General features: G+C 64.2%; 22 protein-coding genes and 1 riboswitch. Of the genes, 12 read left to right on the top strand and 10 right to left on the bottom strand.

Annotated features, from left to right (window positions below):
• The first annotated feature begins 61 nt into the window (after window positions 1–61).
• Together glyS and MUO32_RS09255 are read left to right on the top strand one after the other, a co-directional pair.
• Window positions 62–2,176: a glycine--tRNA ligase subunit beta gene (glyS, locus tag MUO32_RS09260; protein ID WP_257947920.1), complete on the top strand. Its 2,115-nt coding sequence runs from the start codon at window positions 62–64 to the stop codon at window positions 2,174–2,176.
• Window positions 2,177–2,189: 13 nt separating this feature from the next.
• Window positions 2,190–2,696: a DUF523 domain-containing protein gene (locus tag MUO32_RS09255; RefSeq protein WP_257947919.1), complete on the top strand. Its 507-nt coding sequence runs from the start codon at window positions 2,190–2,192 to the stop codon at window positions 2,694–2,696.
• Window positions 2,697–2,775: 79 nt separating this feature from the next.
• On the opposite strand, the gene MUO32_RS09250 is transcribed toward MUO32_RS09255, so the two are convergent.
• The 3 genes from MUO32_RS09250 to MUO32_RS09240 all read right to left on the bottom strand — a co-directional run bounded on the left by MUO32_RS09250 (window position 2,776) and on the right by MUO32_RS09240 (window position 4,933).
• The gene (locus tag MUO32_RS09250; protein ID WP_257947918.1) at window positions 2,776–3,240 is read right to left on the bottom strand and encodes a plant virulence effector HPE1-like domain-containing protein; all 465 of its coding nucleotides are present in this window, start codon (window positions 3,238–3,240) and stop codon (window positions 2,776–2,778) included.
• A 104-nt stretch (window positions 3,241–3,344) separates the two neighbouring features.
• Complete coding sequence (gene purD / locus MUO32_RS09245) at window positions 3,345–4,616, bottom strand: phosphoribosylamine--glycine ligase (RefSeq protein WP_257947917.1); 1,272 nt, start codon at window positions 4,614–4,616, stop codon at window positions 3,345–3,347.
• Between the two features lie 77 nt (window positions 4,617–4,693).
• On the bottom strand, window positions 4,694–4,933 hold the full coding sequence (locus MUO32_RS09240) for a hypothetical protein (protein WP_257947916.1): 240 nt from the start codon (window positions 4,931–4,933) through the stop codon (window positions 4,694–4,696).
• Between the two features lie 190 nt (window positions 4,934–5,123).
• On the opposite strand from MUO32_RS09240, the gene MUO32_RS09235 reads away from it, so the two are divergent.
• On the top strand, window positions 5,124–5,909 hold the full coding sequence (locus tag MUO32_RS09235; protein WP_374708632.1) for a MipA/OmpV family protein: 786 nt from the start codon (window positions 5,124–5,126) through the stop codon (window positions 5,907–5,909).
• Between the two features lie 60 nt (window positions 5,910–5,969).
• Window positions 5,970–6,920 (top strand): 4-hydroxybenzoate octaprenyltransferase, encoded by a 951-nt coding sequence (ubiA, locus tag MUO32_RS09230; protein ID WP_257947914.1) that lies wholly within the window; start codon window positions 5,970–5,972, stop codon window positions 6,918–6,920.
• Between the two features lie 55 nt (window positions 6,921–6,975).
• Here ubiA and MUO32_RS09225 read toward each other — a convergent pair whose 3' ends face one another.
• The 3 genes from MUO32_RS09225 to MUO32_RS09215 all read right to left on the bottom strand — a co-directional run bounded on the left by MUO32_RS09225 (window position 6,976) and on the right by MUO32_RS09215 (window position 9,438).
• On the bottom strand, window positions 6,976–8,346 hold the full coding sequence (locus MUO32_RS09225; protein WP_257947913.1) for a cyclopropane-fatty-acyl-phospholipid synthase family protein: 1,371 nt from the start codon (window positions 8,344–8,346) through the stop codon (window positions 6,976–6,978).
• A 109-nt stretch (window positions 8,347–8,455) separates the two neighbouring features.
• Window positions 8,456–8,626: a hypothetical protein gene (locus tag MUO32_RS09220; protein WP_257947912.1), complete on the bottom strand. Its 171-nt coding sequence runs from the start codon at window positions 8,624–8,626 to the stop codon at window positions 8,456–8,458.
• A 248-nt stretch (window positions 8,627–8,874) separates the two neighbouring features.
• Complete coding sequence (locus tag MUO32_RS09215; protein ID WP_257947911.1) at window positions 8,875–9,438, bottom strand: DUF6101 family protein; 564 nt, start codon at window positions 9,436–9,438, stop codon at window positions 8,875–8,877.
• A gap of 286 nt (window positions 9,439–9,724) precedes the next feature.
• Between MUO32_RS09215 and MUO32_RS09210 the strand changes: the two genes are divergently transcribed.
• Window positions 9,725–12,046, top strand: a complete 2,322-nt coding sequence (locus MUO32_RS09210) for a DUF1217 domain-containing protein (protein WP_257947910.1) — start codon at window positions 9,725–9,727, stop codon at window positions 12,044–12,046.
• 3 nt (window positions 12,047–12,049) lie between these two features.
• Here the strand turns inward: MUO32_RS09210 and MUO32_RS09205 are convergent, their stop codons facing one another.
• Both MUO32_RS09205 and MUO32_RS09200 read right to left on the bottom strand, forming a co-directional pair.
• The gene (locus tag MUO32_RS09205; protein WP_257947909.1) at window positions 12,050–13,480 is read right to left on the bottom strand and encodes an FAD-binding oxidoreductase; all 1,431 of its coding nucleotides are present in this window, start codon (window positions 13,478–13,480) and stop codon (window positions 12,050–12,052) included.
• Window positions 13,481–13,494: 14 nt separating this feature from the next.
• Entirely contained in the window at window positions 13,495–14,469 is a 975-nt protein-coding gene (locus MUO32_RS09200) for an L-threonylcarbamoyladenylate synthase (RefSeq protein WP_257947908.1), read from the bottom strand.
• 158 nt (window positions 14,470–14,627) lie between these two features.
• Here MUO32_RS09200 and MUO32_RS09195 point away from each other — a divergent pair, with 158 nt between their 5' ends.
• Window positions 14,628–15,677 (top strand): diguanylate cyclase domain-containing protein, encoded by a 1,050-nt coding sequence (locus MUO32_RS09195; RefSeq protein ID WP_257947907.1) that lies wholly within the window; start codon window positions 14,628–14,630, stop codon window positions 15,675–15,677.
• Window positions 15,678–15,733: 56 nt separating this feature from the next.
• Here the strand turns inward: MUO32_RS09195 and MUO32_RS09190 are convergent, their stop codons facing one another.
• Window positions 15,734–16,348 (bottom strand): DUF6656 family protein, encoded by a 615-nt coding sequence (locus MUO32_RS09190; RefSeq protein WP_257947906.1) that lies wholly within the window; start codon window positions 16,346–16,348, stop codon window positions 15,734–15,736.
• A gap of 312 nt (window positions 16,349–16,660) precedes the next feature.
• Window positions 16,661–16,872: riboswitch (cobalamin riboswitch) on the top strand.
• Between the two features lie 104 nt (window positions 16,873–16,976).
• Between MUO32_RS09190 and MUO32_RS09185 the strand changes: the two genes are divergently transcribed.
• Both MUO32_RS09185 and MUO32_RS09180 read left to right on the top strand, forming a co-directional pair.
• Window positions 16,977–18,221, top strand: coding sequence for an aromatic ring-hydroxylating dioxygenase subunit alpha (locus MUO32_RS09185; protein WP_257947905.1), 1,245 nt, complete (start codon window positions 16,977–16,979; stop codon window positions 18,219–18,221).
• A gap of 1 nt (window position 18,222) precedes the next feature.
• Window positions 18,223–19,326 carry a hybrid-cluster NAD(P)-dependent oxidoreductase gene (locus MUO32_RS09180; protein WP_257947904.1) on the top strand — a complete coding sequence of 368 codons (1,104 nt, stop codon included), beginning with the start codon at window positions 18,223–18,225 and terminating at the stop codon, window positions 19,324–19,326.
• Between the two features lie 60 nt (window positions 19,327–19,386).
• Here the strand turns inward: MUO32_RS09180 and MUO32_RS09175 are convergent, their stop codons facing one another.
• Window positions 19,387–20,481, bottom strand: a complete 1,095-nt coding sequence (locus tag MUO32_RS09175; RefSeq protein ID WP_257947903.1) for a glycoside hydrolase family 25 protein — start codon at window positions 20,479–20,481, stop codon at window positions 19,387–19,389.
• Window positions 20,482–20,654: 173 nt separating this feature from the next.
• Here MUO32_RS09175 and MUO32_RS09170 point away from each other — a divergent pair, with 173 nt between their 5' ends.
• The 4 genes from MUO32_RS09170 (at window position 20,655) to MUO32_RS09155 (ending at window position 26,170) form a co-directional block, all read left to right on the top strand.
• Window positions 20,655–21,161 carry a BA14K family protein gene (locus MUO32_RS09170; protein ID WP_257947902.1) on the top strand — a complete coding sequence of 169 codons (507 nt, stop codon included), beginning with the start codon at window positions 20,655–20,657 and terminating at the stop codon, window positions 21,159–21,161.
• A 187-nt stretch (window positions 21,162–21,348) separates the two neighbouring features.
• Window positions 21,349–23,121, top strand: a complete 1,773-nt coding sequence (locus tag MUO32_RS09165; protein ID WP_257947901.1) for an acyl-CoA dehydrogenase — start codon at window positions 21,349–21,351, stop codon at window positions 23,119–23,121.
• Between the two features lie 11 nt (window positions 23,122–23,132).
• A complete protein-coding gene (locus MUO32_RS09160) occupies window positions 23,133–23,888 on the top strand; it encodes a crotonase/enoyl-CoA hydratase family protein (RefSeq protein ID WP_257947900.1) in 756 nt (251 codons plus the stop codon).
• 188 nt (window positions 23,889–24,076) lie between these two features.
• A complete protein-coding gene (locus tag MUO32_RS09155) occupies window positions 24,077–26,170 on the top strand; it encodes a methyl-accepting chemotaxis protein (protein WP_257947899.1) in 2,094 nt (697 codons plus the stop codon).
• Window positions 26,171–26,200 lie beyond the last annotated feature (30 nt).

Genomic DNA, 26,200 nt, shown 5'->3' with positions numbered 1-26,200 from the left:
AAGTGCGCTAGGGCTTGCTAAGTCCCCGACCAGTTGAAAATCCAGATGTTTGTTGAAGCCCATGCCCGATCTTCTGCTTGAACTCCGCTCCGAGGAAATTCCCGCCCGCATGCAGCGCAAGGCGGCCGGCGACCTGAAGAAGCTCCTGACCGATGCGCTGGTGGAAGCGGGCCTGACCTATGAGGGTGCGCGCGAATACTGGACGCCGCGCCGCCTGACGCTCGATATCCGTGGCCTCAATGCCCGCTCGAGCGACGTGCGCGAGGATATCAAGGGACCGGCGGTGTCGGCGCCCGAACAGGCGATCCAGGGTTTCCTGCGCAAGGCGGGGCTCGCCTCGATCTCCGAAGCCCATGTCCACAGCGATCCCAAGAAGGGCGATTTCTACGTCGCCCATGTCGTCAAGCCCGGCCGCCCGGCAGACGAGATCATTGCCGAAGTCATGCCCGGCATCATCCGGAACTTCCCCTGGCCGAAATCCATGCGATCGGGCGCGGCATCCGCGAAGCCCGGTGCGCTGCGCTGGGTGCGTCCGCTGCAATCGATCGTCTGCACCTTCGGCTCGGAAACCGAGGAAACCCGCGTCGTGCCCTTCGAGGTCGACGGGCTCGTTGCCGGCAATGTCACCTACGGCCACCGCTTCCATGCGCCGGAAGCCATCACCGTGCGCCGCTTCGACGACTACGTGGCGAACCTCGAAAAGGCCAAGGTCATGCTCGATGCCGAGCGCCGCAAGCAGATCATCGCGACGGATGCCAACACCGTCGCCTTCGCCAATGGTCTCGAAGTCGTCGAGGACGAGGGCCTGCTGGAGGAAGTCTCCGGCCTCGTCGAATGGCCGCAGGTGCTGATGGGCACGTTCGAGGAAGAGTTCCTTGCCATCCCCTCGGAAATCATCCGCCTCACCATCAAGACGAACCAGAAGTGCTTCGTGACCCGCAAGCCGGGCGCCGAGATGCTCTCCAACCACTTCATCCTCATCTCCAACATCGAGGCGAAGGATGGCGGCAAGGAGATCGTGCACGGCAACGGCAAGGTCGTGCGGGCCCGCCTGTCGGACGCAAAACACTTCTGGCTGCGCGACCAGGGCAATCTGCCCGACCTCGAAACGCTCGTAGCCTCGGCCGACAAATTCGACCTCGACCTCGCAAAGCCGCTCGACCAGCGCATGGCCAAGCTCGACGCGCTGAATGTCACCTTCCATGCCAAGCTCGGCACGCAGGGCGAACGCGTCTCGCGCATCCGCACGCTCGCCGCCGAACTCGCGCCTGTCATCGGTGCCGATGCCGCGCTCGTCGACCGCGCGGTGGTGCTCGCGAAAGCGGACCTGCGTACCGAAGCCGTCGGCGAATTCCCGGAACTGCAGGGCATCATGGGCCGCAAATACGCGGTGCTGCAGGGCGAGGATGCCGCCGTCGCGGAAGCCATCGAAGACCATTACAAGCCGCAGGGTCCGTCCGACCGTGTGCCGGCCGGCAAGGTCGGCCTGACCGTCGCGCTGGCCGACAAGCTCGACACGCTGATCGGCTTCTGGGCGATCGACGAAAAGCCGACCGGCTCGAAGGACCCCTATGCGCTGCGCCGTGCCGCTCTCGGCGTCATCCGCATGCTGCTCGAAAAGAATGTCCGCCTGCCGCTCGGCTCGGTCGCCAGGGATATGGATCTCGTCGCCTTCTTCCACGACCGCCTGAAGGTCTACCTGCGCGACATGGGCGCGCGCCACGACCTGATCGACGCCGTGCTGACGCCCGAGGCCGACGATCTCCTGATGGTCGCCCGCCGCGTCGAGGCGTTGACGGCCTTCATCACCTCGGAAGAGGGGCTGAACCTGCTCGCCGGCACCAAGCGCGCCACGCAGCTTCTCGCCGCAGAGGAGAAGAAGGGCACCGTCGTCGATGGCGCGGTTTCGCCTGATCTCCTGCTGCTCGATGCGGAAAAGGCGTTGTACGCCGCCGTGGAAAGCGCCTCGAAGGATGCCGCGGCCGCTGTCGCCAAGGAAGACTTCCGCTCTGCCATGGAAGCGCTGTCCACGCTGCGTGCCCCGGTCGACCAGTTCTTCACCGACGTGCTCGTCAATGACGAGGACCCGGCGATTCGCGCCAACCGTCTTGCATTGTTGGCCGCCATCCGTTCGGCGACGGGTACGGTTGCCGACTTCTCCAAGATCACGGGGTAAGGAACGGGCGCTGATGGCCGGGAAAATCCTCATCAGCGCCTGTCTGGCCGGTCTGCCGGTGCGTTACAACGGATCGGCCAAGCCGCTTCTGCATGACGCCGTTGAACGCTGGAAGGCGGAAGGGCGGCTTGTAACACTCTGCCCGGAACTAGCGGGCGGCTTCCAGGTGCCGCGCCCGCCGGCGGAAATCGAAAACGGTCTTGATGGCGCCGATGTGCTCGACGGGCGCGCACGGGTTCTCGAGGTCTCGGGTGGGGATGTCTCCGCCGCCTATATCGACGGCGCGCGCATCGCGCTCGATGTGGCCCGTCAGAACGATTGCCGCCACGCGCTGTTGATCGACGGTAGCCCGTCCTGCGGCTCCGGTTTCGTCTATGACGGCTCGTTTTCCGGCAAAAGGCATGCGGGGCAGGGGGTGACGGCGGCGTTTCTGCGCCGGAACGGCATTGCCGTTTATTCGGACCGCGAAATCGACCAGCTTGTCGACGATATCGACCGACACGATTACGCCCCTGCTTGAGGTCAGGGGCGCAACGTCCGCTTGCGCGGAGTCCTGTCAGTCTGGAGGGACCGAGAGGCAGGGTCCCCACAATATGGGGTCAGTTGACCCGCAATTCAAACCCAGCCGGATCAAACTCCCGTGAAGAGGCCATCGAAGCCGTTTGGGCGTCATGCGCCGCATCGCCATCGAGCGCGCTCGTCTTGGCGGTGGCATCGACGGCGACGGTGGTGTCTCCTTCCGGTGGCGCAGCATCTGCGGCCTGCACGGCCTCGGCCGGCGCCTTGCTGACGAAGAGCACGGGCGAGCCGCCCATCCAGGCCTCGGTGCGGAAAATCTTGCGCTCGCCATCGGCTTCGCGGATCTCGACCTTCTGCGTGCCGGGTTCGATCGTATCGACGTGGTAGCTGTTCGTCTCACGTTTCGGCTTCAGCGCCGGGCAACCGGTGCAGTTTACGGTCGCGATGCTTCCGGCCGATACGGTTCCGGCCACGGGTTCGAACGAACCGGCAAAGGCGGGGGCGGCGGCGAGCACCAAAACAAGGGTCGGCAGCAGGGTACGCATCAAAGGTTCTCCCTCATGGTTGCAGGGAGAATAGCGCCAGTCGGTTACGGTCCCGTCAGGGGAAATGGTAAACTTTGAACTACCGGGCGTTTTGCCCGCCCGGTTCAGGCCTGCTCGCGGGCGACGGCGCGCCAGCCGATATCGCGGCGGCAGAAGCCGTTGTCCCATTCCACCTTGTCGAGCGCCTGATAGGCCGCAGCCTGCGCTTCGGCGACCGTCCGTGCCACGGCGGTGACGTTCAGCACGCGCCCGCCGGTCGCGACCAGCTGGCCGTCCTTCAGGGCTGTGCCGGCATGAAACACCTTGGTCGCGGCATCGTCGGCGGGGATGGACAGGATCGGCGTGTTCTTCTCGTAGGAGGCCGGATAGCCCCTGGCGGCCATGACGACGGTCAGCGCAGGCGCGTCGCGCCATTCGGCCGAGACCTTGTCGAGCCGGCCGATGGCGGCCGCATGCAGGATGGGCAGCAGGTCGCTGTCGAGCCGCATCATCAGCACCTGGCATTCCGGATCGCCGAAACGCACATTGTATTCGATGAGTTCGGGGCCTTTGGCCGTGATCATCAGGCCGGCGAAGAGCACGCCCTGGAAGGGATGCCCATCGGCCGCCATGCCGCGGATCGTCGGCTCGATGATTTCCTTCATCGTGCGCTCGACCATGTCGGGCGTCATCACGGGCGCGGGCGAATAGGCGCCCATGCCGCCGGTGTTGGGGCCGGTATCGCCGTCGCCGACACGCTTGTGATCCTGCGCGGAGGCGAGCGGCAGCGCGTTCACGCCGTCGCACAGGCAGAAGAAGCTCGCCTCCTCGCCGTCGAGGAAGGCTTCGACCACGACTTCCGCGCCGGCTGCGCCAAAAGCCCCATCGAAGCAGTCATCGACCGCAGCCAGCGCCTCGTCGAGTGCCATCGCGACGGTCACGCCCTTGCCGGCGGCAAGCCCGTCGGCCTTGATGACGATCGGCGCGCCCTGGGCCTGAATATAGGCCTTGGCGGCAGCGGCGTCCGTGAAGCGCTGGTAGGCGCCGGTCGGGATGTCGTACTTCGCGCAAAGATCCTTGGTGAAACCCTTGGATCCCTCGAGCTGCGCGGCGGCGGCGGACGGTCCGAACACGGCGATGCCTTCGGTGCGCAGCACATCGGCGATGCCGGTGACCAGCGGCGCTTCCGGGCCGACGACGACGAAGCCCACGCCGTTTTCCTTGCAGAAGGCAACGACGTCGGCATGATTGTCGATGTCGAGGGAAATCAGCGTCGCGCATTCGGCAATGCCGGGATTGCCGGGTGCCGCATACAGCGTATCGAGGAGAGGGGACTGCGCCAGTTTCCAGGCAAGGGCGTGCTCGCGTCCGCCCGATCCGATCAACAGAACCTTCATGCCCGTACCCTCGATCCGTCCTTGGTTATCTGGGCGGGTTAAGGGGATGGGGCCGAAAGGTCAAGGGTCGCCGGGCGTCAGAGCGTCGCCGCACCCTTTTCCTCCACGGTGCGGCCGAGGTTTTCCAGTTCGGTGTCGATCAGGTGCACGTCCTCGTACCAGCCGTCGTCCTCCACCATGGCGCTTTCGGTGGCGGCGCGCTGGAGGGCGCGGGCCTCGTTGCGCAGCCTTTCGACCTTGGCGATCTTTTCCGCGCGGGAAAGGCCGGTGTCGTCGCGGATCGCGTTGAGTTTCAGTTCCATCGTGCTGACGGTCATCGGGATACTCCTTGTCGTTCCCTGCAAAACGCTTCCGCATGCGAATCGTTCCGGATGCCGCTGCCGGCGGATGGTTAGCGAAACGGTAATGAAACAGGGCTAAACCTAGCGAAATTGAAGGTTTCGGCGGCCCGCGGCGGGTTGCCGGCAAAGCGAGGATTGTGTTTTGCGTATCCGTATCCCGACCGCAATGACTGCGGTCGCCCTCATTCTTGCGCCCGTTTCCGCCTTTGCCGGCGACGGCGAGCATTTCTGGTCCGGCGACTGGTATCTGAAGGTCGGCGCCGCCGGCTTTGCCGCGCCGCGCTATCAAGGTGCCAAGAAATATCTGTTCCAGGTCACGCCGATGATCTCGCTGGGCAAGGCGGGCAGCACGGTGCGCTTCTCCTCGCGCAACGACAATCCGGCCTTCGCGCTCATCGACAATGGCGCTTTTCGCGCCGGCGCCACCGGCAAGCTGGTCATGCCGCGCGACGAGGACGATTCCGAGGATCTCAAGGGCCTGACGCCGGTCAAGCTCGGCGGCGAACTCGGCGCCTTCGCCGAGGCCTACCCGACCGACTGGCTGCGCGTGCGCGGCGAGGTGCGTCACGGCATCCGCAGCCATCACGGCGTCGTCGCCGATATTTCGGCCGATGCCTTCGTGGATGTCCGCCCGGACGTGCGGATTTCCGCCGGCCCGCGCATGACGCTGGCCTCGAAGGACTATATGAACGCCTATTATGGCGTGAAGCCGAGCCAGACCGCCAAGTCCGGTCTTGCCGCCTACAATCCGGACGGCGGTGTCGAATCTGTTGGCGTGGGCGCCGCGATCACCTGGCAGGTCAACGAGAAGATCGAGACCAGCGCGTTTGCCGAATACAAGCGCCTCGTCGGCCCGGCGGCGGATTCGAGCCTCGTCAAACAGCGTGGCGACCGCGACCAGTTCCTCATCGGTCTTTCGGCGACCTACCGCTTCGATTTCTCGCTGCGGTAAGACGCTGCGGCCTCGTGGCGGCTTGACCCCGGTCAAGCCGCTTGCGATCTAGGCTGCATGATGAGCCAGACACCCGATTCCGGCCGTGTTGCCGATGCCCCCTCGCAAAACTTTGTCTATCGCGTCCTGCCGCGCGGTCTCTGGCCCTACGCCCAGCTCGCCCGCTGGGACCGGCCGATCGGCTGGCAGCTGCTGATGTTGCCCTGTTTCTGGTCGGCGGCGCTTGCCGCCAATGTCGCGGCATCGGCCGGCACGTTCAGCGCCTCACGCCTTGTCTGGCATCTCTTCCTGTTCTTCGTCGGCTCCGTCGCCATGCGTGGCGCCGGCTGCACCTACAATGATCTCGTCGACCACGAGATCGACCAGGCGGTGGCGCGCACCCGCTCGCGTCCGCTGCCATCGGGCCGCGTCACGCGCAAGCAGGCAAAAATCTTCATGCTGCTGCAGGCGCTCGCCGGCCTTCTCGTGCTGCTGCAATTCAATCTCTTCTCGATGGTGCTCGGCGTCGCATCGCTCGCCATCGTGGCGATCTACCCCTTCGCCAAGCGCTTTACCGACTGGCCGCAGTTCTTCCTCGGCATGGCCTTTTCCTGGGGCGCGCTGATGGGCTGGGCGACGGAGTTCGGTACGCTTTCGGCGGCGCCCGTCGCGCTCTACATCGCCGCCATCGCCTGGACTATCGGCTATGACACGATCTACGCCCATCAGGACAAGGAAGACGATGCACTGATCGGCGTGCGCTCCACCGCCCGCCTGTTCGGCGAGAAGACCGCGCAATGGCTCATGGGTCTCTATGGCCTGACGGTCGCCATGATCGCTGTCGCCTTCTGGCTGGCCGGCGTCGGCCTCGTGGCTTGGCTTGGCTTGGCTATCGTCGCGCTGTTGCTCGCGCGGCAGATCGGCTCGCTCGAAATCGACGACCCCGAACAGTGCCTGGCACTGTTCAAGTTCAACGGGGTCGTCGGTCTGATCCTGTTTGTCGGGCTCATCGGCGCGCTGCCATTCGCCTGAGGCATTTCCAGCCGAAGCGGGATCGCTTCGGCGTCGGACAATGCGGTAGACAGGATCAGGCGGACTTCAGCACATTTGCCGGCGCGTCGGCGTCGATCCGGCGTGCCCCGCCATACTCCGTCGTGCGGTCGAAACCGATGCCGGAGGCGCCGGAGCGACGGCTGGTGGCCACCACCTGGAACGCATTGAGCGCGCCACGGTGGAAGGACAGGGCGCAGAGCGACAGATAAAGCAGCCAGATGCGGGTCTGCGGCATGCCGACGAGCGCAGCACCCTCTTGCCTGCGGTCGTAGAGGCGGCGCACCCAGTGTTCCGTCGTATAGCCGAAATGCTCGCGCACGGCCTCGACTTCGTGCACTTCGAAGCCGGCCTGCTCGAGCGCGCCCGTGGTCATGCCGATATGATCCAGCTCGCCACCGGGGAAGATGTACTTGATGATGAACTGCATGTAGGGGGTCAGCCGCGGAAAATCTTCCGGGCGCGCCGTGTTGCGGCGGAAGCTGGCCTGGCCGAAATAGACGCCGCGCGGGCGCATGTGCTTGCGCAGATACTTGTAGAAATCCTGGTGGTTGGCGATGCCGACATGCTCGATCATCTCGACCTGGGCGATCTTGTCGAAGATCTGGTCGTCGGCAAGGCTGCGGCAGTCGCGCAGTTCCACCTTCACCCGGTCGCCGAGGCCCATATTGGCGACCTTGGTCTTCACATGGGCGAACTGCTCTTCCGACAGGGTCGTGCCGTAGGCTTCCACGCCATAATGCTGGGCGGCATAGCACAACAGGCCACCCCAGCCGCAGCCGGGATCGAACAGCTTGTCGCCGGGCGCCAGGCGCAGCTTGCGGCAGATGAGGTCGAGCTTGTTGATCTGGGCTTCGTCCAGCGAACTGTCCGGCGTCGGGAAATAGGCCGAGGAATAGACCATCTCCTTGTCGAGGAAGAGTTCGTAGAACTCGTTGGAAAGGTCGTAGTGGAAGCCGATCATCTCCTTGTCGTCGCGCCCGCTGGTCGGCGTAACGCCGGCCTTCTTGGAAAAGCGCTTGACGAAGGAGGAGACGGAATAGCTTTTCAGAAGGATGGGCAGGGCCACCTTCAGCATGCGCACCTTGTTGATCTTGCGCGGCAGCGCAAGGAACTGCAGGTGATCGACATTGCGCATCGCATCGACCGGATTGGCGCCGACGATGTCGAGGTCGCCAGTCGCATAGAGTTCGGCGACGCTGATCAGCGAGGGCTGGCGCAGCAGGCGGCGCAGCACGTTGGCAGACGCGATGACGAAGCGGATCTCTTCCTGTGCGCCGGTGCCGAGCGGGATGATCGTGCCGTCCCAAAGCTCCAGGCAGATATTGACGTCGAGATGCTTCGCCAATTCTCCGATGACGGCCTTGGTTGCTTGCAATTCACGATCAGTACCAAGTTCACGCGACATAGAGAGATTTTCCCGACGTTTAAAACCGGAGTGCAATGTGCTGTTTCACTACCTGTTGTCAACCGCCGGGGGGAAATGAGGGGCAAAGGCCGAAGCTCGAAGGCCTGTTCTACCGGTAGCGCGGCGAGCGTGCGCCGGTGGCCGGCCGCTCTTCGGCACGCCGGAGCGTGGCGGGGTGCATCGCCAGTTCGAAACCGCGGCGCGGCGGGCGACCGCGCTCGATCAGCGCCGCGTCGGCCTTGCGGATCTGGACAAGGAGGGTGGTGAAGAGCTTTGCCATTGTCGTCGTGTCCCTTGCGTTCGCTGCGGCTTCGGCCGCTCGTGTTGAACGCTCTTTCCCACGCCGGGCGCGGCGAAAGTGTTCCGGAGGGAACAGGGCACGAAAAAAGCCGGCCGCAGGGGACGGCCGGCTTTGGGGCAGTTCCTGAAGCGCGAGGCGGTCGCGCACGGAACGGCCAAGGGGACAGGGCATCGGCGCGACTGGAGGAAAGCGCGGACGCCCTACGGGCTCATGTCGTCATCGCATGTTCAACGCCTGGCGATGATCTCCCGGCCGTCGATCTTCATCTGCACGCCGAGCTTGCCTGTCGTGCGGCGCACGAGGAAGCGCGGGCGGCGATCTGCAAAATAGGAGTGGCGGCGGCGCGGCTTGGCGGGCCGGTTCGTGCCGCTCAGGTGGTCGTCGAGCGGGCGGGCGACGCCATCGGCTTCCACCATCAGCATGGGAATGCGGTAGGCTTCCGCCCAGCTGCGCCAGTCCGCGGCGATGTCGCAGAGATCATGCGCCACGAGCAACGGGATGCAGAGGCCCGGGTCGTCATGGTGCAGTTCCAGCGTCACGGTCACGTCGCCGTTGCCATGATCGATGGCGCGGGCAGCGACACCCTTGAAGGCACGGGCCGGCAGCGCGATGGAGAGCGGCAGGCCGCTCGACGGCAGGACCTTGCGCAGGACCGCGCCGCGCTCGTCGAGGGTGATGGTGGCATCGGTTCCCTCGCTGCGCAGCTCGAAAGTCACCGCCTGCGGGAAGCGCTTGGGATCGAGCCGGAGCGTGGTGCCGGCCCATGCCGGCTTGGAAACGGTATTCAGCATGTCTTTCGCCCTTGTTTTCCTTGAGAGCCGCTGTGCGGTCTTCTCATCGGGACTTTTCGTCCTCTGAGGGCGAGAATAGGTGCTGCCCCTTCCTCGCCGCTTAAAAATTGCGGTTAAGAAAACTTTGCAGTTCCTGATGGTTAGCAAAACCGCACGGGCTAGGGTTTAGGAGAGGTGAACATCGCTCGAAGCATTTGACGTGTCGGCCGGACAGGCCGGGACAAGCCTCGCGCGCGAAAATGGCTTCCAATCGGCCTACGTGTGACCCGAAGGAAGAGTGCCTCCGATGCTGTCGACCTATACGAGCTACAACCTCATCGCGAACGACATGCTGAAGTCGTTGAACCGGACGGCGACCGAGACGGTCAACGCCCGCGATGCGGCTTACTACAAGGAAAACATCGGCAAGGTTGCCTCGGTCGATGAGTTCCTCGACGACTACAGGCTCTATTCCTATGCCGTGAAGGCCTTCGGTCTCGAAGAGATGACCTACGCCAAGGCCTTCATGAAGAAGGTGCTGGACAGCGACCTGACGGACAGCGCGAGCTTCGCCAACAGCCTGACGGACGAGCGCTACCGCAATTTCGCCGCCGCCTTCAGCTTCGCCGCATCGACCGCTTCCGCCCAGACCGAAGTGCAGCTTGACGAGACGATCGGTCTCTACACCGCCACCGCCAACAATGCCGGCGACGGCATCAAGGAAGAGACGCGCTACTACAATATCGTCATCGACAGCACGACCAATGTCGATCAGTTCATCAACAACGAGCGCATGCGCAACTACATGTTCACGTCCTATGGCATCGACCCGGGCACCTATTCGCGCGCGACGATCCGGGGGGTTCTGACGAGTGATCTCAACGACCCCGCGAGCTATTTCAACACGCAGTTCGAAGCCAAGAAGACCGTGGCCGTGGCGGCGATCCAGACAGCGGCGGACGAGCTTTCCACGCTGACGAACAATGCCACCAATGCCGCCCGCATCGCGCAGCTCAAGGCGGAGATCACCAAGCAGAACGCCGTCATCACCGGTGTCGAGAAGTACCGCATTCTCGCTGAAGCCTACAACTTCAACACGGATGGCACCGCGACGGCCGGCACCGTGCAGAGCGCCAGCCAGAAGGCCGGGACGAACCAACTCTACACGCTCTCCAATCCGCGTGTGACATCGGCGGCGGCACTCCTCAACCAGGCCTATTTCGAGGAGAAGATCGGTTCCATCTCCACGGTGAGCGAGCTTGTCAGCGACGCGCGCGTGGTGAGCTACCTCAAGACGGCCTTTGGGCTCGACAAGCTCTCGGTCGTGAGCTCGACCATCACCAATATCCTGACGAGCAGCGCGGATCCGAGCGACACGACGAGCTACATCAACGTGTTTGGCGCCGAGGACAAGGCGGCGTATTTTGCGCTGCGTAATGTCTTCAACTTCCAGGAGGACGGCACGCTGGCCGCCGGTGATGCCGCCCAGACGGCCGCGCAGACCGCGACCACCGGGCGCGCCTACATGAACACCTACAACGACAAGGACGAGGAAGCCGACGCCACCGCCATCAAGCGCTTCAAGAGCCAGATCAGCGCGGTCAAGACGGTGACGGATTTCGTCAACGAGGCGACGATCTACGACTTCGCGTTGAAGGCCTTCGGCATCGATCCGACGAAGGTTTCCGTGCTGACGATCAAGAACGTGCTGAAAAGCGACCTCAACGATCCCAAGAGCTATGTGTACCAGCTGAAGGACGAGCGCTATGTCGAGCTCGCCAAGGCGTTCAATTTCGATGCGAAGGGCAACATCTCCGCGCCGAAGCTGGCGCAGTCCGAGGCCGAGATCATTGTAACGTCCCGTGCCTATGTGACGGAAAAGTCCCGTTTCGGAACGGAGGACGACAAGACGGCGGCCCAGGAGGAAGCGAAATATTACTCCGTCCAGATGCAGAAGATCGAATCCGTCGATGAACTGCTGTCCGACAAGCGCCTCGTCAATTTCGTGCTCGAAGCGAATGACATCAAGCCGGAGAGCGTCGACAGCGAATTCCTGAAGAAGATCTTCGCTTCCGATCTCGACGATCCCAAAAGCTTCGCGAACCAGCAGGCGGACCGCTCCTACCGCAAGATCGTCGCCTCGTTCAATTTCAACGCCGAGGGCAAGGTCGAGGAGCCTGACGACGCGCAGATCCAGTCGCGGCGCGGCATCTACGAGACGATCGACAGCTATCTGCGCCAGATGCTGGAAGAGGAAGCGGGCAACGACAATGCCGGCGTGCGCCTCGCGCTCTACTTCGAACGCAAGGCCGACACGGTCTCCAGCGCCTATGACATCCTGGCCGACGACGCGCTCTTCGAGGTGTTCAAGGTACTCTTCCAGCTGCCGGACGAAGTGGGCAGCGCCGACATCGACGCGCAGGCCGACATGGTCAATCGATACCTCGAACTGGAAGACCTGCAGGACCCGGAAAAGGTCGCCAAGATGATCGTGAAGTTCTCGGTGCTTTACGATCTCGACAACCAGTCGACCCCGAACCCGGCCCTGTCGGTGCTGACCAGTTCCGGTTCGTCCGGTATCAGCGCCGAAACCATGATGTCGCTGGCGCAATTGCGCACCGGCGGCTAAGCCTCAGATCGCGACGACCTTGCCGGGGTTCATGATGCCGGCCGGGTCGAAGGCGCGTTTGACCCGATACATCAGGTCCATCTCGATCGGCGTGCGCACGGCCGCCAGTTCGTCGCGCTTCAGCTGGCCGATGCCGTGCTCGGCCGAAATCGAGCCGTTGTAGTTCAGCACGATGCCATGCACGAGGTGGTTGATCTCCCGCCAGCGGTCGAGGAAGGCCTGCTTGTCAGCGCCGACCGGCTGCGAGATATTGTAGTGGATATTGCCGTCGCCCATATGGCCGAACGAGCAGATGCGCGCGCCGGGGATCGCCGCCATGACGGCCGCATCGGCTTCCGCCATGAAATCGGGAATGGACGAGACCGGCACGGAAACGTCGTGCTTGATCGAGCCGCCTTCCGGCTTCTGTGCCGGCGACATGCTTTCGCGCATATGCCACAGCGCCTTGCGCTGATCCTCGTTCGACGCGATGACGGCGTTTTCCACGAGCCCGGCCTCGATGCTTTCGGAGAGCAGCGCTTCCATCATCCGGCCGGCCGTATCGGCGGCATCCGATGTCGAGATATCGATCAGCACGTACCAGTCATGGCGCGTCGCCAGCGGATCGCGCACGCCGGGAATGTGCCGGGTGGTGAAATCGACACCGAGGCGCGGCATCAGTTCGAAGCCGGTGAGCGCCGGGCCGCAGCGGCTGGCAGCGCGCTCGAAGAGGGTCAGCGCATCCTTTACGGATCTGAGGCCCGCAAAGGCGACCTCGTGGCCGAGCGGGCGGGGGAAAAGCTTTAGCACCGCCCCGGTGATGACGCCGAGCGAGCCTTCCGCACCGATGAAGAGATCGCGCAGATCATAACCCGTATTGTCCTTCCTGAGGCGACGCAGGCCGTTCCACACTTCGCCCGTCGGCAGCACGACTTCAAGGCCGAGGCAGAGCTGGCGCATGTTGCCATAGGCGAGCACCGCGGTGCCGCCGGCATTGGTGGAGAGGTTGCCGCCGATCTGGCAGGAGCCTTCCGAGCCGAGCGACAGGGGGAAAAGCCGGTCGACATCCTCCGCCGCCTTCTGGATGTCCGCCAGCACCGTGCCGCCATCGGCGACGATGACATTGCCGACCGGATCGACGTCGCGGATGCGGTTGAGGCGGGACAGCGAGAGCACGACATCCGCCGCTCCCTCGCGCGGCACGCTGCCGCCGACATGGCCGGTATTGCCGCCCTGCGGCACGATGGCGGTGCGCCTTTCCGTCGCCAGCGCCAGAATGGCCGAGACCTCCGCGACGGAGCCCGGACGCAGCACCAGCGGCGAGGTGCCGTGGTAAAGCCCGCGGCTCTCGACGAGATAGGGCGCGATGTCCTTGTCCTCGACGAGCGCATGGGCCGGACCCGTGATCGCGGCGAAGCGCGCGATGAGCTCGGAGGAAAGCGGTGCCGCAACCATGGTCGTCTCCAATGTTATCCGCGCGGGGCGGCCGCGCGCTGCAAGCGGTCGTTGATCGCCTCGCCGAGACCGGTGGCGGGGATTGGGGAAAAGGCGATGGACGCCGCGCCTGTGGCATCGGCCTGCTTCATGAAGCCGAAGAGATTGGCGGCGGCTTCCGCGAGATCGCCGGTGGGGCTGAGATCGAGCACCAGCGCGGCCTGCGCCTCGCCGGGAAGCTCGGCAGCGCCGAACCGGATCAACACTTCGCCCGGCTGCACAGTGCTGGCGTTCAGCCGCACCGGCGCATCGGGCGCATAGTGCGAGGCGAGCATGCCGGGGGCTTCGATCGTCGCGCCGGCGCTCTCGCTGCGAAGAACGGGCAGGCCCGTGACGCGCTCGATTTCGGCGGCATCGAGCCCGCCGGGCCGCAGAAGGCGGATTGTCCCGTCCTCGACCTTGATGATCGTGGATTCCAGCCCCACGACCGCCGGCCCGCCATCGAGAACCAGTTCCAGCTTCGCGCCAAAATCGTCTGCGACATGCCGGGCGGTGGTCGGGCTGATGCGGCCGGACGTGTTGGCGCTGGGGGCGGCGAGGGGGCGGCCGAAAGCGGCAAGCAGCCGGCTTGCAAATCCCTTGGGTACGCGGATGCCGACCGTATCGAGCCCGGCGCGCGCCAAAGGATGGATGGTGCTTTCCGGCCGGATCGGCAGGACCAGCGTCAACGGTCCCGGCCAGAAGGCTTCCGCGATTTTTCGCGACAGCGGGTCGAAAACCGCGTGTCTTTCCGCCATCGCGAGATCCGCCATATGGCAGATCAGCGGATTGAAGCGAGGCCGGCCCTTCATTTCATAAATGCGGGTGATGGCGAGTGGATTGGTGGCATCGGCGGCAAGGCCGTAGACCGTCTCGGTGGGAATGGCGACCGGAACGCCACGGCCGAGGGTCTCCGAGGCCCGCGCCAGCGCCGCCTGCGCATCGCTCAGCGTATCAACGATATCAGCCATTTTGCCCTTCCGTCTTTGCCGCTTCCTTTACAGGGCTTTGCCGGAAAATGCCAAGAGTTCGGCGGTTGTCTAAAATCTGAACGACCGGATTAGAGGGGCCGAAAGACCGGCCTGTTATCGATAGGCTGACACATCCCGCACGCAGGTCCCACATATCCATGGCTACAAAGAAATCCTCGACCACCGACGTCGCCCTGCGTGTTGCAACGGCCATGAAGCAGATGGGCATCGACGGCCTGCCGCGCAATTACGAACTGGTCTACGAGGCCTATGCCGGCAGCAATCCGGATCTCGTGCGCGACTTCATCGCGCTCGGCAAATACAAGACCCAGGCCGCGCTCGACGAACTCGGCCGCAAATACCTGCCGCACCAGCATGAGGCGAGCGTGCTGCAGCGCTCGGCCGGCGCGATCAGCAACGAAATGAGCAACTTCATGGACCTGTTGAGCCAGGAACGCTCGTCCCTCAACGATTACGGCCGCCTGATCGGAGAGGCCTCGCAGGTGATCGGCAGCGTCGGCGGCGCGCTTGGAAGCTCGCTTGAAGCGTTGCAGCGCGCCACGGAGCAGCGCGTCACGCACACGGCGGAAATGGCGGAGAAGGTTGCCGCGCAATCGGCCGCCATGGACGGCATCCAGAAGGAGATGGCGGAATTCGAGGCGATGAAGTTCGTCGATCCGCCGACCAGGCTCGGCAACCGCCGCGCCTTCAACAAGGCGCTCGCCCGCGTCTATTCCAACCCCAGCTTGCCGATGCTCTGCGGTGTCGTCGTGGCGGAGGTGGATGCGGAGCGCCGCTTCTCGGCCGCGCAGATCGAGGCTTTGTCCGACCATCTCGTGACCTTCTATGGCGGCCTTATCCGCCAGGCCTTCCCGGGCAACGATCTTGCCGTGCGCTTCGACGGCCTGCGCTTCGGCTTCCTGTTCCACACCTCCGATGAAGGGGAGGTGGAGCGGCTGGTCGATCTCCTGCGGGCCGCTTTCCAGACGGTTGCGCTGCGCGACCCGCGCACCGGCCGCAATCTCGGCCATCTCACGCTCTCGGCCGGCGTGTGCATGTCGGATCGTGCCGATAGCGCGCTCGATCTCTCCTCGGCCTGCGAGCGGGCGCTGATGGAGGCGAAGGCATCGGGTGGCGACCAGATCGTCATCTACGGCCGCGGCGACGAGGTCCCGGCGGGCAAGGAATGGATGCTGTATCGAGCGTGAGGCTGTCCTCGAGTATTTCCAGCCGAAGCGAGTTCGCTTTGGCGTCGGACAATGCTCTAAAGCGCGCTGATGATCTTGCGCAGCGCCTCGTTGCGGGCGCCGAGCATCAGCACGTTCTTCATGGCGAGTTTCGGATCGTCCGTGCGGAAGATCACGCCGTTGCCGCGCACCGTGCGGTCGATCGTGAGGCGGCCTTCGTGGTCCGTCGGCGTGATGGCGACGGCGAAATACATGCGGCCCCGCTTTTTTGAAATGCTGGCGAAGAACTGCTCTTCCTCGCCGATCTCGGCGAAGAAATTGGCCATGTAGAAGGCCCATTGCACGTTCTGGAAATCCGCAAAACTCGAATTGGCCACCGTGATGTGGCAATAGCCGAGATGCGGCGTTTCGGCGAGCGTGCGATGGAAGATCAGCTTCGGAAACTGGATCGAGCGGTGAAAGCCGTTGATACGATCGTGCGTGACGGTGCCGGCGCGTTCCAGCTTGCGGCCCGTGCGTTCGGCCACTTCCCCGTAGGACAGGTAGCGCTTCTCGCTCGGGCTCCAGTTTTCGACGGTGCGGTCGATGCGGCCGGTTCGCAGGAACTCCGTATGCATGGCGGATTTCGGCGGGTTCGCGCGCTTGTAGGCGACGGCGTCGTAATAGCGAAACTTCGTCTGCTGCTGCTGCACGCCGGTACCCCATGCTCGCGCGGCGCTATGCGCTCGCGCCCTGATCGCAGAAGTTTATGGAAACGCCGTTAAGCATTCCTTTCCGTTCAGGCCCCCATTCCTCGCAGTGTGATTTTCATGGTCGCAATATGACAACTTGCCTGTTTGCTGGCCGCGTTGCCTCCTGTTGCGCCATCGTGCTCGATTTCGAGGCGCAGTATATTGATATGTCGTGATAAATTCAGAATCTCGGCGCCTCGATCTCATTTTTGGATTGTCGCCAAATCATGAAGTCATGTCGTTTTCCGGCATGTCGAGCAGCGATTCTTGCGTTTAGATAAAGACACTCGAGGTGCCGCCTTCAAGGGAGGGCGGAGAATTGGGAAGCCGGTTTAAATCCGGCGCTGCCCCCGCAACGGTGTTGGAGATAACGCGGCACAAAGCCACTGGACGGATTGTCTGGGAAGGCGCCGCATAGGTCGCAGGGCTTGTCCTGCAAAGACCACTCCTCAGCCCGGAAACCAGCCTGGAGAGAAGATCGTGACTGGCTGCGGCGGGCGGCCGGGAAGCGTGCACGCCGTGCGGTCTGCCGCCCGGATGCCGTCTCCTCCGTGCGCCTCATCCCAAAACTGGACCTATGAGGATTGCCATGGATATCCGCAGCGACGTGCTCCGCAAGCTCAAGAACCGGCGTGAAGGCCACAGCCTCGAACAGGCCTTCTACATCGACCCCGACCATTACAAGCTCGACATGGAGACGATCTGGTATCGCGACTGGCTGTTCATCGGCCATGATTGCGAAATCCCGAGGGCCGGCAACTATTTCACGGTGCAGGTCGGCGATTATCCCGTCGTCATCACCCGCGACCGCACCGGCACCGTTCGTGCGCTGCACAATTCCTGCCGTCACCGCGGATCGCGCGTCTGCACCCAGCACAAGGGCACGTCGGCCAAGCTCGTCTGTCCCTATCACCAGTGGACCTACGAACTTGATGGATCGCTGCTCTTCGCCCGCCACATGGCCGAGGATTTCGACAAGACGCAGCATAGCCTGAAGCCGATCCACTGCGAGACGGTGGGCGGCTATATCTTTATCTGCCTGGCCGACCAGGCACCGGATTTTTCCACCTTCCGCGCCACCGCCGAACCCTATCTCGCCCGCCACCGCCTCGGCGAGACGAAGATCGCCTTCGAAAGCACGATCATCGAGAAGGGCAACTGGAAGCTCGTCTGGGAAAACAACCGCGAGTGCTACCACTGCGCCGCCAATCACCCCGAGCTCTGCCGCACCTATCCGGAAGCGCCAAGCGCCACCGGCGTGCAGGGCGCCAAGGACGATCCGGTCATTGCCGCGCACTGGGCGAAGTGCGAGGCAGCGGGCCTGCCGAGCGAATTCAGGATCTCGCCGACCGGTCAGTTTCGCGCCGCCCGCATGCCGCTCATCCAGGATGCCGAGAGCTACACCATGTCCGGCGCGCGCGCCGTCGCACGCCCGCTGTCGAACGACGTGCTGGAAAGCCATATCGGCACGCTGCTGCTCTTCCACTACCCGACGACGTGGAACCATGTGCTGGCCGACCACGCGATCACCTTCCGCGTGCTGCCGCTCGGGCCGGAACTGACGCAGGTCACGACCAAGTGGCTGGTCAACAAGGATGCCGTCGAGGGTGTCGATTACCGGCTTGACGAGCTCACCCATGTCTGGACCGAGACCAACGACCAGGATCGCCAGATCGTCGAGGAAAACGCCTTCGGCATTCGCTCGCCGGCCTACCAGCCCGGCCCCTATTCGCCGGAGGACGAGGGTGGCGTCATGCAGTTCGTCGAATGGTATTCGAATTTCATGATCGACCGGCTCGATGGCGCCAAGGCGCCGCTGTCGCGGGTGGCCTGACATGACCATTTCGAGCCATTTCCATCATTTCGACGAACTTCATCCGTGGCACGACCGGCACAACCTGCTCGAATGCATCGCCGTCACCGTGGAAACCGCTGACGTGATGACCTTCACCTTCAGCTCCGATCAGAAAAACTGGTTCCGGTATCTGCCGGGCCAGTTCGTCACGCTGGAACTGCCGGTGTCGGAAGACGAGCCTGTCATGCGCACCTACACGCTGTCCTCGACGCCCTCGCGGCCGTTCTCTGTTGCGGTGACGGTGAAGGCGCAGAAGAATTCGATCGGCACGCGCTGGATGTTCGACAACCTGCGCCCCGGCATGAAACTGAAGGCCTTCGGCCCGCTCGGTGATTTCTCCTTCGTTCGCTATCCCGCGGAGAAATACCTGTTCATCTCGGCGGGTTCCGGCGTCACGCCGATGATGTCGATGACGCGCTGGATGGCCGATTGCGCGCCGCAATCCAACGTCGCCTTCGTCTCCTGCGCCCGCAAGCCCGAGGATCTGCTGTTCAAGCCGGAACTCGAATGTCTCGCCGCCCAGATGCCGAACCTCGCGCTCGGCTTCGTCGTGGAGGGACACAATCCGCGCGACGGCTGGCACGGTTTGCGCGGCCGCATCGATGCCGCCCGCCTCTCGCTGCTCGCGCCGGATTTCCGGGACCGGACCGTCTTCTGCTGCGGTCCCGAACCCTTCATGCGCGGCGTCAGAGACATGCTGAAGGTCTGCGGCTTCAATATGGACCGCTACCATGAGGAGAGCTTCCAGCCGGCCGCTGCGCCCGCGCCGGAGGAGATCGCCATCCGGGCCGGCGCCGGCGAGCAGGAGATCGATGCCAACGCCGTTTCGACCGTGACCTTCACCATGGCCGGCAAGGATGGCCAATGCCCGCCCGGCCAGACGATCCTGCAGACGGCCCGCGCCGCCGGGGTGCGCATCGGTGCGGCCTGCGAAGGCGGTCTCTGCGGCACGTGCCGGGTCATGAAGGTCTCGGGCGAAGTGGAGATGCATCACAACGGCGGCATTCTCGATGACGAGATCGCAGAGGGCTACATCCTTGCCTGCTGCTCGCGGCCGGTCGGGGACGTGCAGATCGAGGCCTGACGGCAGGGTGATGGGGGGGCTTCCGCCGGTGCGCTTCTGCTGCCCCGGCGGTGCCGTGCCTTAGAAATCCTGATAATTCAACGGCGTCACTTCGACCATCCGCCGACCCACCGTCGTGCTTGCCGTGCCGTTTGCCATGATTCCGGCCCGCACTTCGGCCGTCACGGCAATCGGAAACGATGCCGTCGTGCCGGAGGCGAGCGTGATCGCGCCGGCCGTCTGCGCGCCGGTGCCGGCGGCGGCTTCGGCCTTGGCCGTAGCCTTGACCGCGCCGCCCGTGGGGATCGAGGCGGTGAGCATTCTGTCGACGGGTTCGAGCGGCTTCTCCGGCAGCAGGCTGCCGAAAGCCCAGGTCTTGGCGAGGGCCGCCTTGGTCATCGGCGCGACATTGACGTCGATATCGTTTTCCGCACCCTTCACGCGGTAGGGGCAACGGCGCTTGGAGCAGTTGACGCCTGCGGAGAACTGCCAGAGCGCGTAGTTATCCCAGTTACCCATCGGGAATGCGCCCTCGATGCCCGGCCTGTAGCGGGCATACCAGAGCGGCAGGCGGGAGAGGATGCGGTATTTGTCGCGGTTGAGCGCGATGGTGCGGGCCGTGGAGTGGTTCGTGTAGAGCACCGGATAGCGCCCGGTGCGCGTCTTGATATGCCCGGCGAAGACCTGCGCATCTTCGAGCGACATGTAATTGTCGGCATCGATGCCCTCGATGTCGAGCACCATCATCTCGTCGTCCTGCGGATTGGCATAGTCGAGAAAATGATTGGCCTGGTCGATCGGATTGCCGGGACGGGCGAGGTGATAGGCGCCCCAGAGCAGTCCCTTGGAGCGGGCAAGCAGCCGGCGTGTCTCGTAGAGTTCACGGCTGACCGCGTATTTGCGCCACATGGTCTTGCAATGCGCGACCGTGTCGCCACTGTGTTCACCCTTGCAGCTGTAGCTTTCCGGCAGGCCGTCCGATGCCTTGGAGATGAACCCGGCGATGCGCTTGTCGGATAGCATTTCCGACCAGTCGATCTCGTTCAGCTCATAGGCGTCGATGACGATGGCATTGTCCGGTTTTTTCCATGGCGTGACATTGGCCGCACCGGCGGAAAAGGGCAGGGCGACAGAGAAAAGAAGGGCGGCAAGGCCGGCCAGCTGCTTCGGGTTCATGGGCGCTCCTGTTCGATTCCCGGTCCTGCGCGAACGATCATGGTGCGGTAGTCGTGGTTAATGCTTTGCTAACGGCACTTTTTGCGGCCGGCGGAACAAACGGCCGGGCGATGCATTGTCTTGCCAAACGCCGAGCCTCGTTTCAGAGTGTCGGTATTTTCGGGAGAACAGTCATGAGATTTTCAGGAAAATGTTTTGCCATGGCGATGTCCGTGCTTTTTGCCTTTACGCCGGTCGTGCCGGCCGGGGCAATGCCTTTGGTTTCGGCCAATACACAGTCGGCAGGCGGGCAGGGTGATGTCAAGCTCGTTCGCAACAACGATTGGAAAAGCGGGCAGCGATACTGGCGTGAACGGCGTGGTGATCGCCATTGGCGTGCCGATCGCGGCAATCGTCACTGGCGCGGCGACCGGGGCTATCGTCACGGCTGGCATCGGGGGCACCGCGGCTACCGCCATGCCCGTCGCGGCTATCGCCACCACAATGGCTACTGGTTCCCGCTTGCCGCCTTTGGCGCTGGTGCCATCATCGGCGGTGCCATTGCCAATGATCGCGGCTATGTCGGCGGTGGCTCGCATGTGAACTGGTGCGCCAACCGCTATCGCTCGTATCGCGCCTACGACAACACTTTTCAGCCCTATGGCGGCCCGCGCCGGCAGTGCGTCTCGCCCTATCGCTGATATCGGATAACGGTGCCGGAAGAACTCCGGCGCTGGAAAAGAGGCCATCCGGTTCGCCAACCGGGTGGCCTCTTTTCGTTTGCAGGATTTTCCAAAGATTGACGTTTACGTAAAAATCAATAATCTTCGCATCGAACACAGTGCCGTCGGGCACGAGTCCTGAAGGACGGTCGGGAGGAGAATAGTGATGTACAAGGCGCCGGTCGAGGAGATTGCGTTCACGCTGAAACATGTCGCGGGGCTTTCGCCTGCGCTGGAGGGCGGCCATCTCGGCGACCTCACGGACGACCTCGTCGATGCCATTCTGTCCGAAGCCGGCCGTTTCGCGACCGAAGAGGTCGCTCCGCTTGCCGAAATCGGCGACAGGCAGGGTGCGCGCCTTGTCGACGGCGCGGTGAAGATGCCGGACGGCTGGCCAGCACTTTACAAGGCCTGGGCGGAAGGCGGCTGGAACTCGCTGACCGCCGCGCCGGATTTCGGCGGCCAGGGGCTTCCGCATATGCTGCATGTCGCTGCACTGGAAATGTGGAACAGCGGCTCGATGGCCTTCGCCATCGGCCCGACGCTGACCATCGGTGCCATCGAGGCCTTGACGACGCACGGCTCCGGTCACCTGAAGACCACCTACCTGCCGAAGATGGTGTCGGGCGAATGGATGGGTTCGATGAACCTCACCGAACCGCATGCCGGCTCCGATCTCGGTGTCATGAAAACGCGCGCCGAGCGCCGCGACGACGGCACCTACCGCCTCTTCGGCCAGAAGATTTTCATCACCTACGGCGAACACGATTTTACCGACAATATCGTGCATCTCGTGCTCGCCCGTCTGCCGGATGCGCCGGCCGGAACGCGCGGCATCTCGCTGTTCCTCGTTCCGAAATTCCTTGTCGCGGCAGACGGCTCGCTTGGCCCCCGCAACGACGCCCATTGCCATTCCATCGAGCACAAACTCGGTATCCACGGCTCGCCGACCTGCACCATGATCTATGGCGACGGCCGCTTCGGCGACGAGCCGGGCGCCATCGGCTGGCTGGTGGGTGAGGAAAACCGCGGCCTCGCCTGCATGTTCACCATGATGAACAATGCCCGCCTTGCCGTCGGCATGCAGGGTGTGGCCATTGCCGAAGCCGCGACCCAGAAGGCGATTGCCTATGCCAGGGAGCGCACGCAGGGCAAGGCGCCCGGCTGGCAGGGCTCCGGCATGAGCCCCATCATCGAGCATCCGGATGTCGTGCGCATGCTGTTGACGATGAAGGTGCTGACCCAGGGCGCGCGCGCCATCACCTATGCCTGCGCCCATGCGGTCGATATGGCGCATGGCGAGGCGGCCAAACACTGGGCCGAACGCGCCAGCCTGCTCACGCCCATCGCAAAGAGCTTTGCCACGGATGCCGGCGTCGATGTCGCCTCGCTTGGCGTGCAGGTGCATGGTGGCATGGGTTTCATCGAGGAGACCGGCGCCGCCCGCCTGTACCGCGATGCCCGCATCGCGCCGATCTACGAGGGTACGAACGGCATCCAGGCCATCGACCTCGTGATGCGCAAACTGCCCTTGTCCGATGGCGGCCACGTGCGCGGCTTCATCGCCGAACTGCGCGGCATCGCCGCCAGGGCCCGCGCCGCCAATGCCCCGGAACTCGGCGAAACCGGTGATCGCCTCGAGGCCAGCATCGCAGACCTCGAAACCGCCACCGAATGGCTGCTCGCCACGCTTGCCGAAGGCAGGCAGGCCGAGGCGCTCGCCGGAGCGACACCCTATCAGCGCCTCTTCGGCCTCGTTCTGACCGGCGCCTATCTCGCCAAGGGCGCGCTCGCCGATGGCGGCGACGGGCGCAACGGCGAACGCGCGGCGCTCTGCCGGTTCGCGGCGGAAAACATCATCGGGGAAACGGCGGCCCTGCGCGATCGCGTCACCAGCGGTGCCGCAAGCCTTGCGGCTGCCCGCACGGTTCTCGGCTGAGGGGAAAGAGCATGACCGACCACATCCTGATCGAGCGCCCGGAAAGCGCACCCGGCGTCCAGGTGATCCGCCTCAACCGCGCGGACAAGAAGAACGCCATCACGCGGGCCATGTACCAGGCGATGACGGATACGCTGAAGGCGGGCGATGCGGACGAGGCCGTGCGTGCCACCGTCTTCCTCGGTTCGGAGGGCTGCTTTTCGGCCGGCAACGACCTCAACGATTTCATGGCCTTCGCCATGGGCGGCACGATGGGCCGGGAGGTGATCGACTTTCTGCATGCGCTTGCCGCGCACACGAAGCCGCTGGTCTCCGGCGTCGATGGCCTTGCCATCGGCATCGGCACGACGATCCATCTGCATTGCGACCTGACCTATGCGTCGATCCGCACGGAGTTCAAGACGCCCTTCGTGGATCTGGCGCTCGTGCCGGAAGCGGCCTCCAGCCTGCTTGCGCCACGCCTGATGGGCCACCAGCGCGCCTTCGCGCTTCTCGCCGCCGGTGACGGTTTTTCCGCGACGGCCGCTCGCGACGCCGGCTTGGTCTACGCCGTGGTGGAGTCCGGCGCGGTGGAGGAGCAGACGCTTGCGGCCGCCAGGCGCCTGGCTGCAAAACCGCCGAAGGCGCTGTCCATTGCCCGCAACCTCATCCGTGGCGACCGGGCGGATGTCGCGTCGCGCATCGACGAGGAGGCTGGCCATTTCGCGGCCCAGCTGAAAAGCCCGGAAGCGCGCGCCGCGTTCGAGGCCTTCATGGCGCGCAAGTGACCCGACTTGTAATTTGTGGTCTATCAATTTTAACAGGACCTTAAACACGTTTTCCTACGGTGCGGCCATTCTCCGGCGTTCTTGCCGGCGGCCGCATGATGCGCCCGTTCTTCGCCCTTCCGGCATGCCGTTCAGCATCACGCTTCCGCCCTTCGCCGGCGGGCGCCTCCTAGGGAACATCGCGCCCCATGTCCAAGCGCTCCAATCTGATGACGCGCATTCTCGTTGTCGCGTCGCTCGTCGTCATCGCCGCCTTCACCGGTTTCTCCCTCTATATCGACAGCCTGCAGCGCAGCGTTCTGACGAACTCCGTCGAGGAGAGCATCGACAGCTCCGGCAAGCAGGCCGCGCAGAGCATCGCCAACTGGCTGAATGCGCGTGTGATGCTGACCGAGACGGCCGCAAACGCCTCCGGCAAGGCCGCCGATCCGGCGGGCATCACGGCGGTTCTGCAGAACGACGTGCTGGCTGGCCAGTTCATGACCACCTATGTCGGCGACGAAGCCGGCACCTTCACCATGTGGCCGCAGTCCGCCATGCCCGAGGGCTACGATCCGCGCCAGCGCCCTTGGTACCAGGATGCGGTCAAGGCGAACGGCAGCGTGCTGACCGAGCCCTATGTCGACGCCTCCACCAACGAACTGATCATCAGCGCCGCCACGCCCGTCAAGCAGGACGGCAAGGTGCTCGGCGTGGCCGGCAGCGACTTCTCGCTGAAGTCGCTGGTCGACATGGTCAACTCGGTCGATCTCGGCGGCACGGGCTTCGCGTTCCTCGTCAACAAGAACGGCCAGATCCTCGTGCATCAGGACAAGGCGCTCGTCACCAAGACGCTGGCCAACGCCTTCCCCGAAGCCACACCGGCCATCGGCGGCGGCGTGATGCACACGACCTATGCCGGCAAGCCGGTGCTCGTCTCCTTCGTGCCGGTCACCGGCCTGCCGTCGGTGGAGTGGTATCTCGGTTTCACCATCGACAGTGGCATGGCCTTTGCCGCCATCGACCAGTTCCGCATCGCCGCGACAATCGCCACCATCCTCGCCGTCGTCGTCATGATGGGCTTCCTCGCCACCGTGCTGTCGCGTCTCGTCGTGCGCCCGGTCAAGGACATGACCTCGGCCATGCAGAAGCTCGCTTCCGGTGATGTGCGCACGGAAATTCCGGGCCAGGACCGCACCGACGAGATCGGCCAGATGGCCGCTGCGGTCGCCGTGTTCCGCGACAATGCCATCGAGCGCGCGCGCCTGGAAAACGCCGCCGAGGAGGGCCGCGTGCTCTCTGAAAGCGAACGCCGCGAGCGCGAGGCTCTGAAGGCGCGCGACGCCGCCGAAATCCAGCACGCCGTCGAGGCGCTGGCCGACGGCCTCGGCCGCCTCGCCGAGGGCGATCTCGCCCACCGCATCGAAAAGCCCTTCGCCGGCCATCTCGACCGCCTGCGTGACGACTTCAACCATTCCGTCACCAAGCTGCATACGGCCATGACGACGGTCGGCCAGAATGCGCGGGCCATCGATGCCGGCGCGACGGAAATCCGCTCGGCCGCCGACGATCTCGCCCGCCGCACGGAGCAGCAGGCCGCTTCCGTGGAAGAGACCGCCGCCGCGCTCGAGGAGATCACCACCACCGTGAAGGACTCGACCCGCCGTGCCGAGGAGGTCGGTTCGCTCGTTTCGCGCACCCGCACAGGTGCGGAAAAGTCGGGCGAGGTGGTGCGCCGCGCCGTCTCGGCCATGCAGGGCATCGAAAAGTCCTCGCACGAGATTTCCAACATCATCGGCGTCATCGACGACATCGCCTTCCAGACGAACCTGCTCGCGCTGAATGCCGGCGTCGAGGCTGCCCGTGCCGGTGAAGCCGGCAAGGGCTTTGCCGTCGTCGCGCAGGAAGTGCGTGAGCTTGCCCAGCGTTCGGCCAATGCCGCCAAGGAGATCAAGGCGCTGATCACCACATCCGGTGAGCAGGTGCGTTCCGGCGTGTCGCTGGTCGACGAGACGGGTGCAGCGCTGGAAGCCATCGTGCGCGAAGTCCAGGAGATCAACGGTCACGTGAACGCCATCGTTCTCTCCGCCCGCGAACAGTCGACCGGCCTTCAGGAGATCAATACTGCCGTCAACACGATGGACCAGGGCACCCAGCAGAACGCCGCCATGGTGGAAGAACAGACCGCCGCCAGCCACGGCCTCGCCTCGGAGGCCGCCGCCCTCAACACGCTGCTGGCGCAGTTCCGACTCGGACAGGGTGGGGTAACCTACGCCGCCAGCCCGGCACGGCGCGCGGCCTGATTGGCAGCTTCACCTGAAGAAAAGGCCCGG

The organism is Shinella sp. CPCC 101442, assembly GCF_024704725.1.
Classification (GTDB): domain Bacteria; phylum Pseudomonadota; class Alphaproteobacteria; order Rhizobiales; family Rhizobiaceae; genus Shinella.
This window is presented reverse-complemented; position numbering and strand designations above follow the sequence as displayed.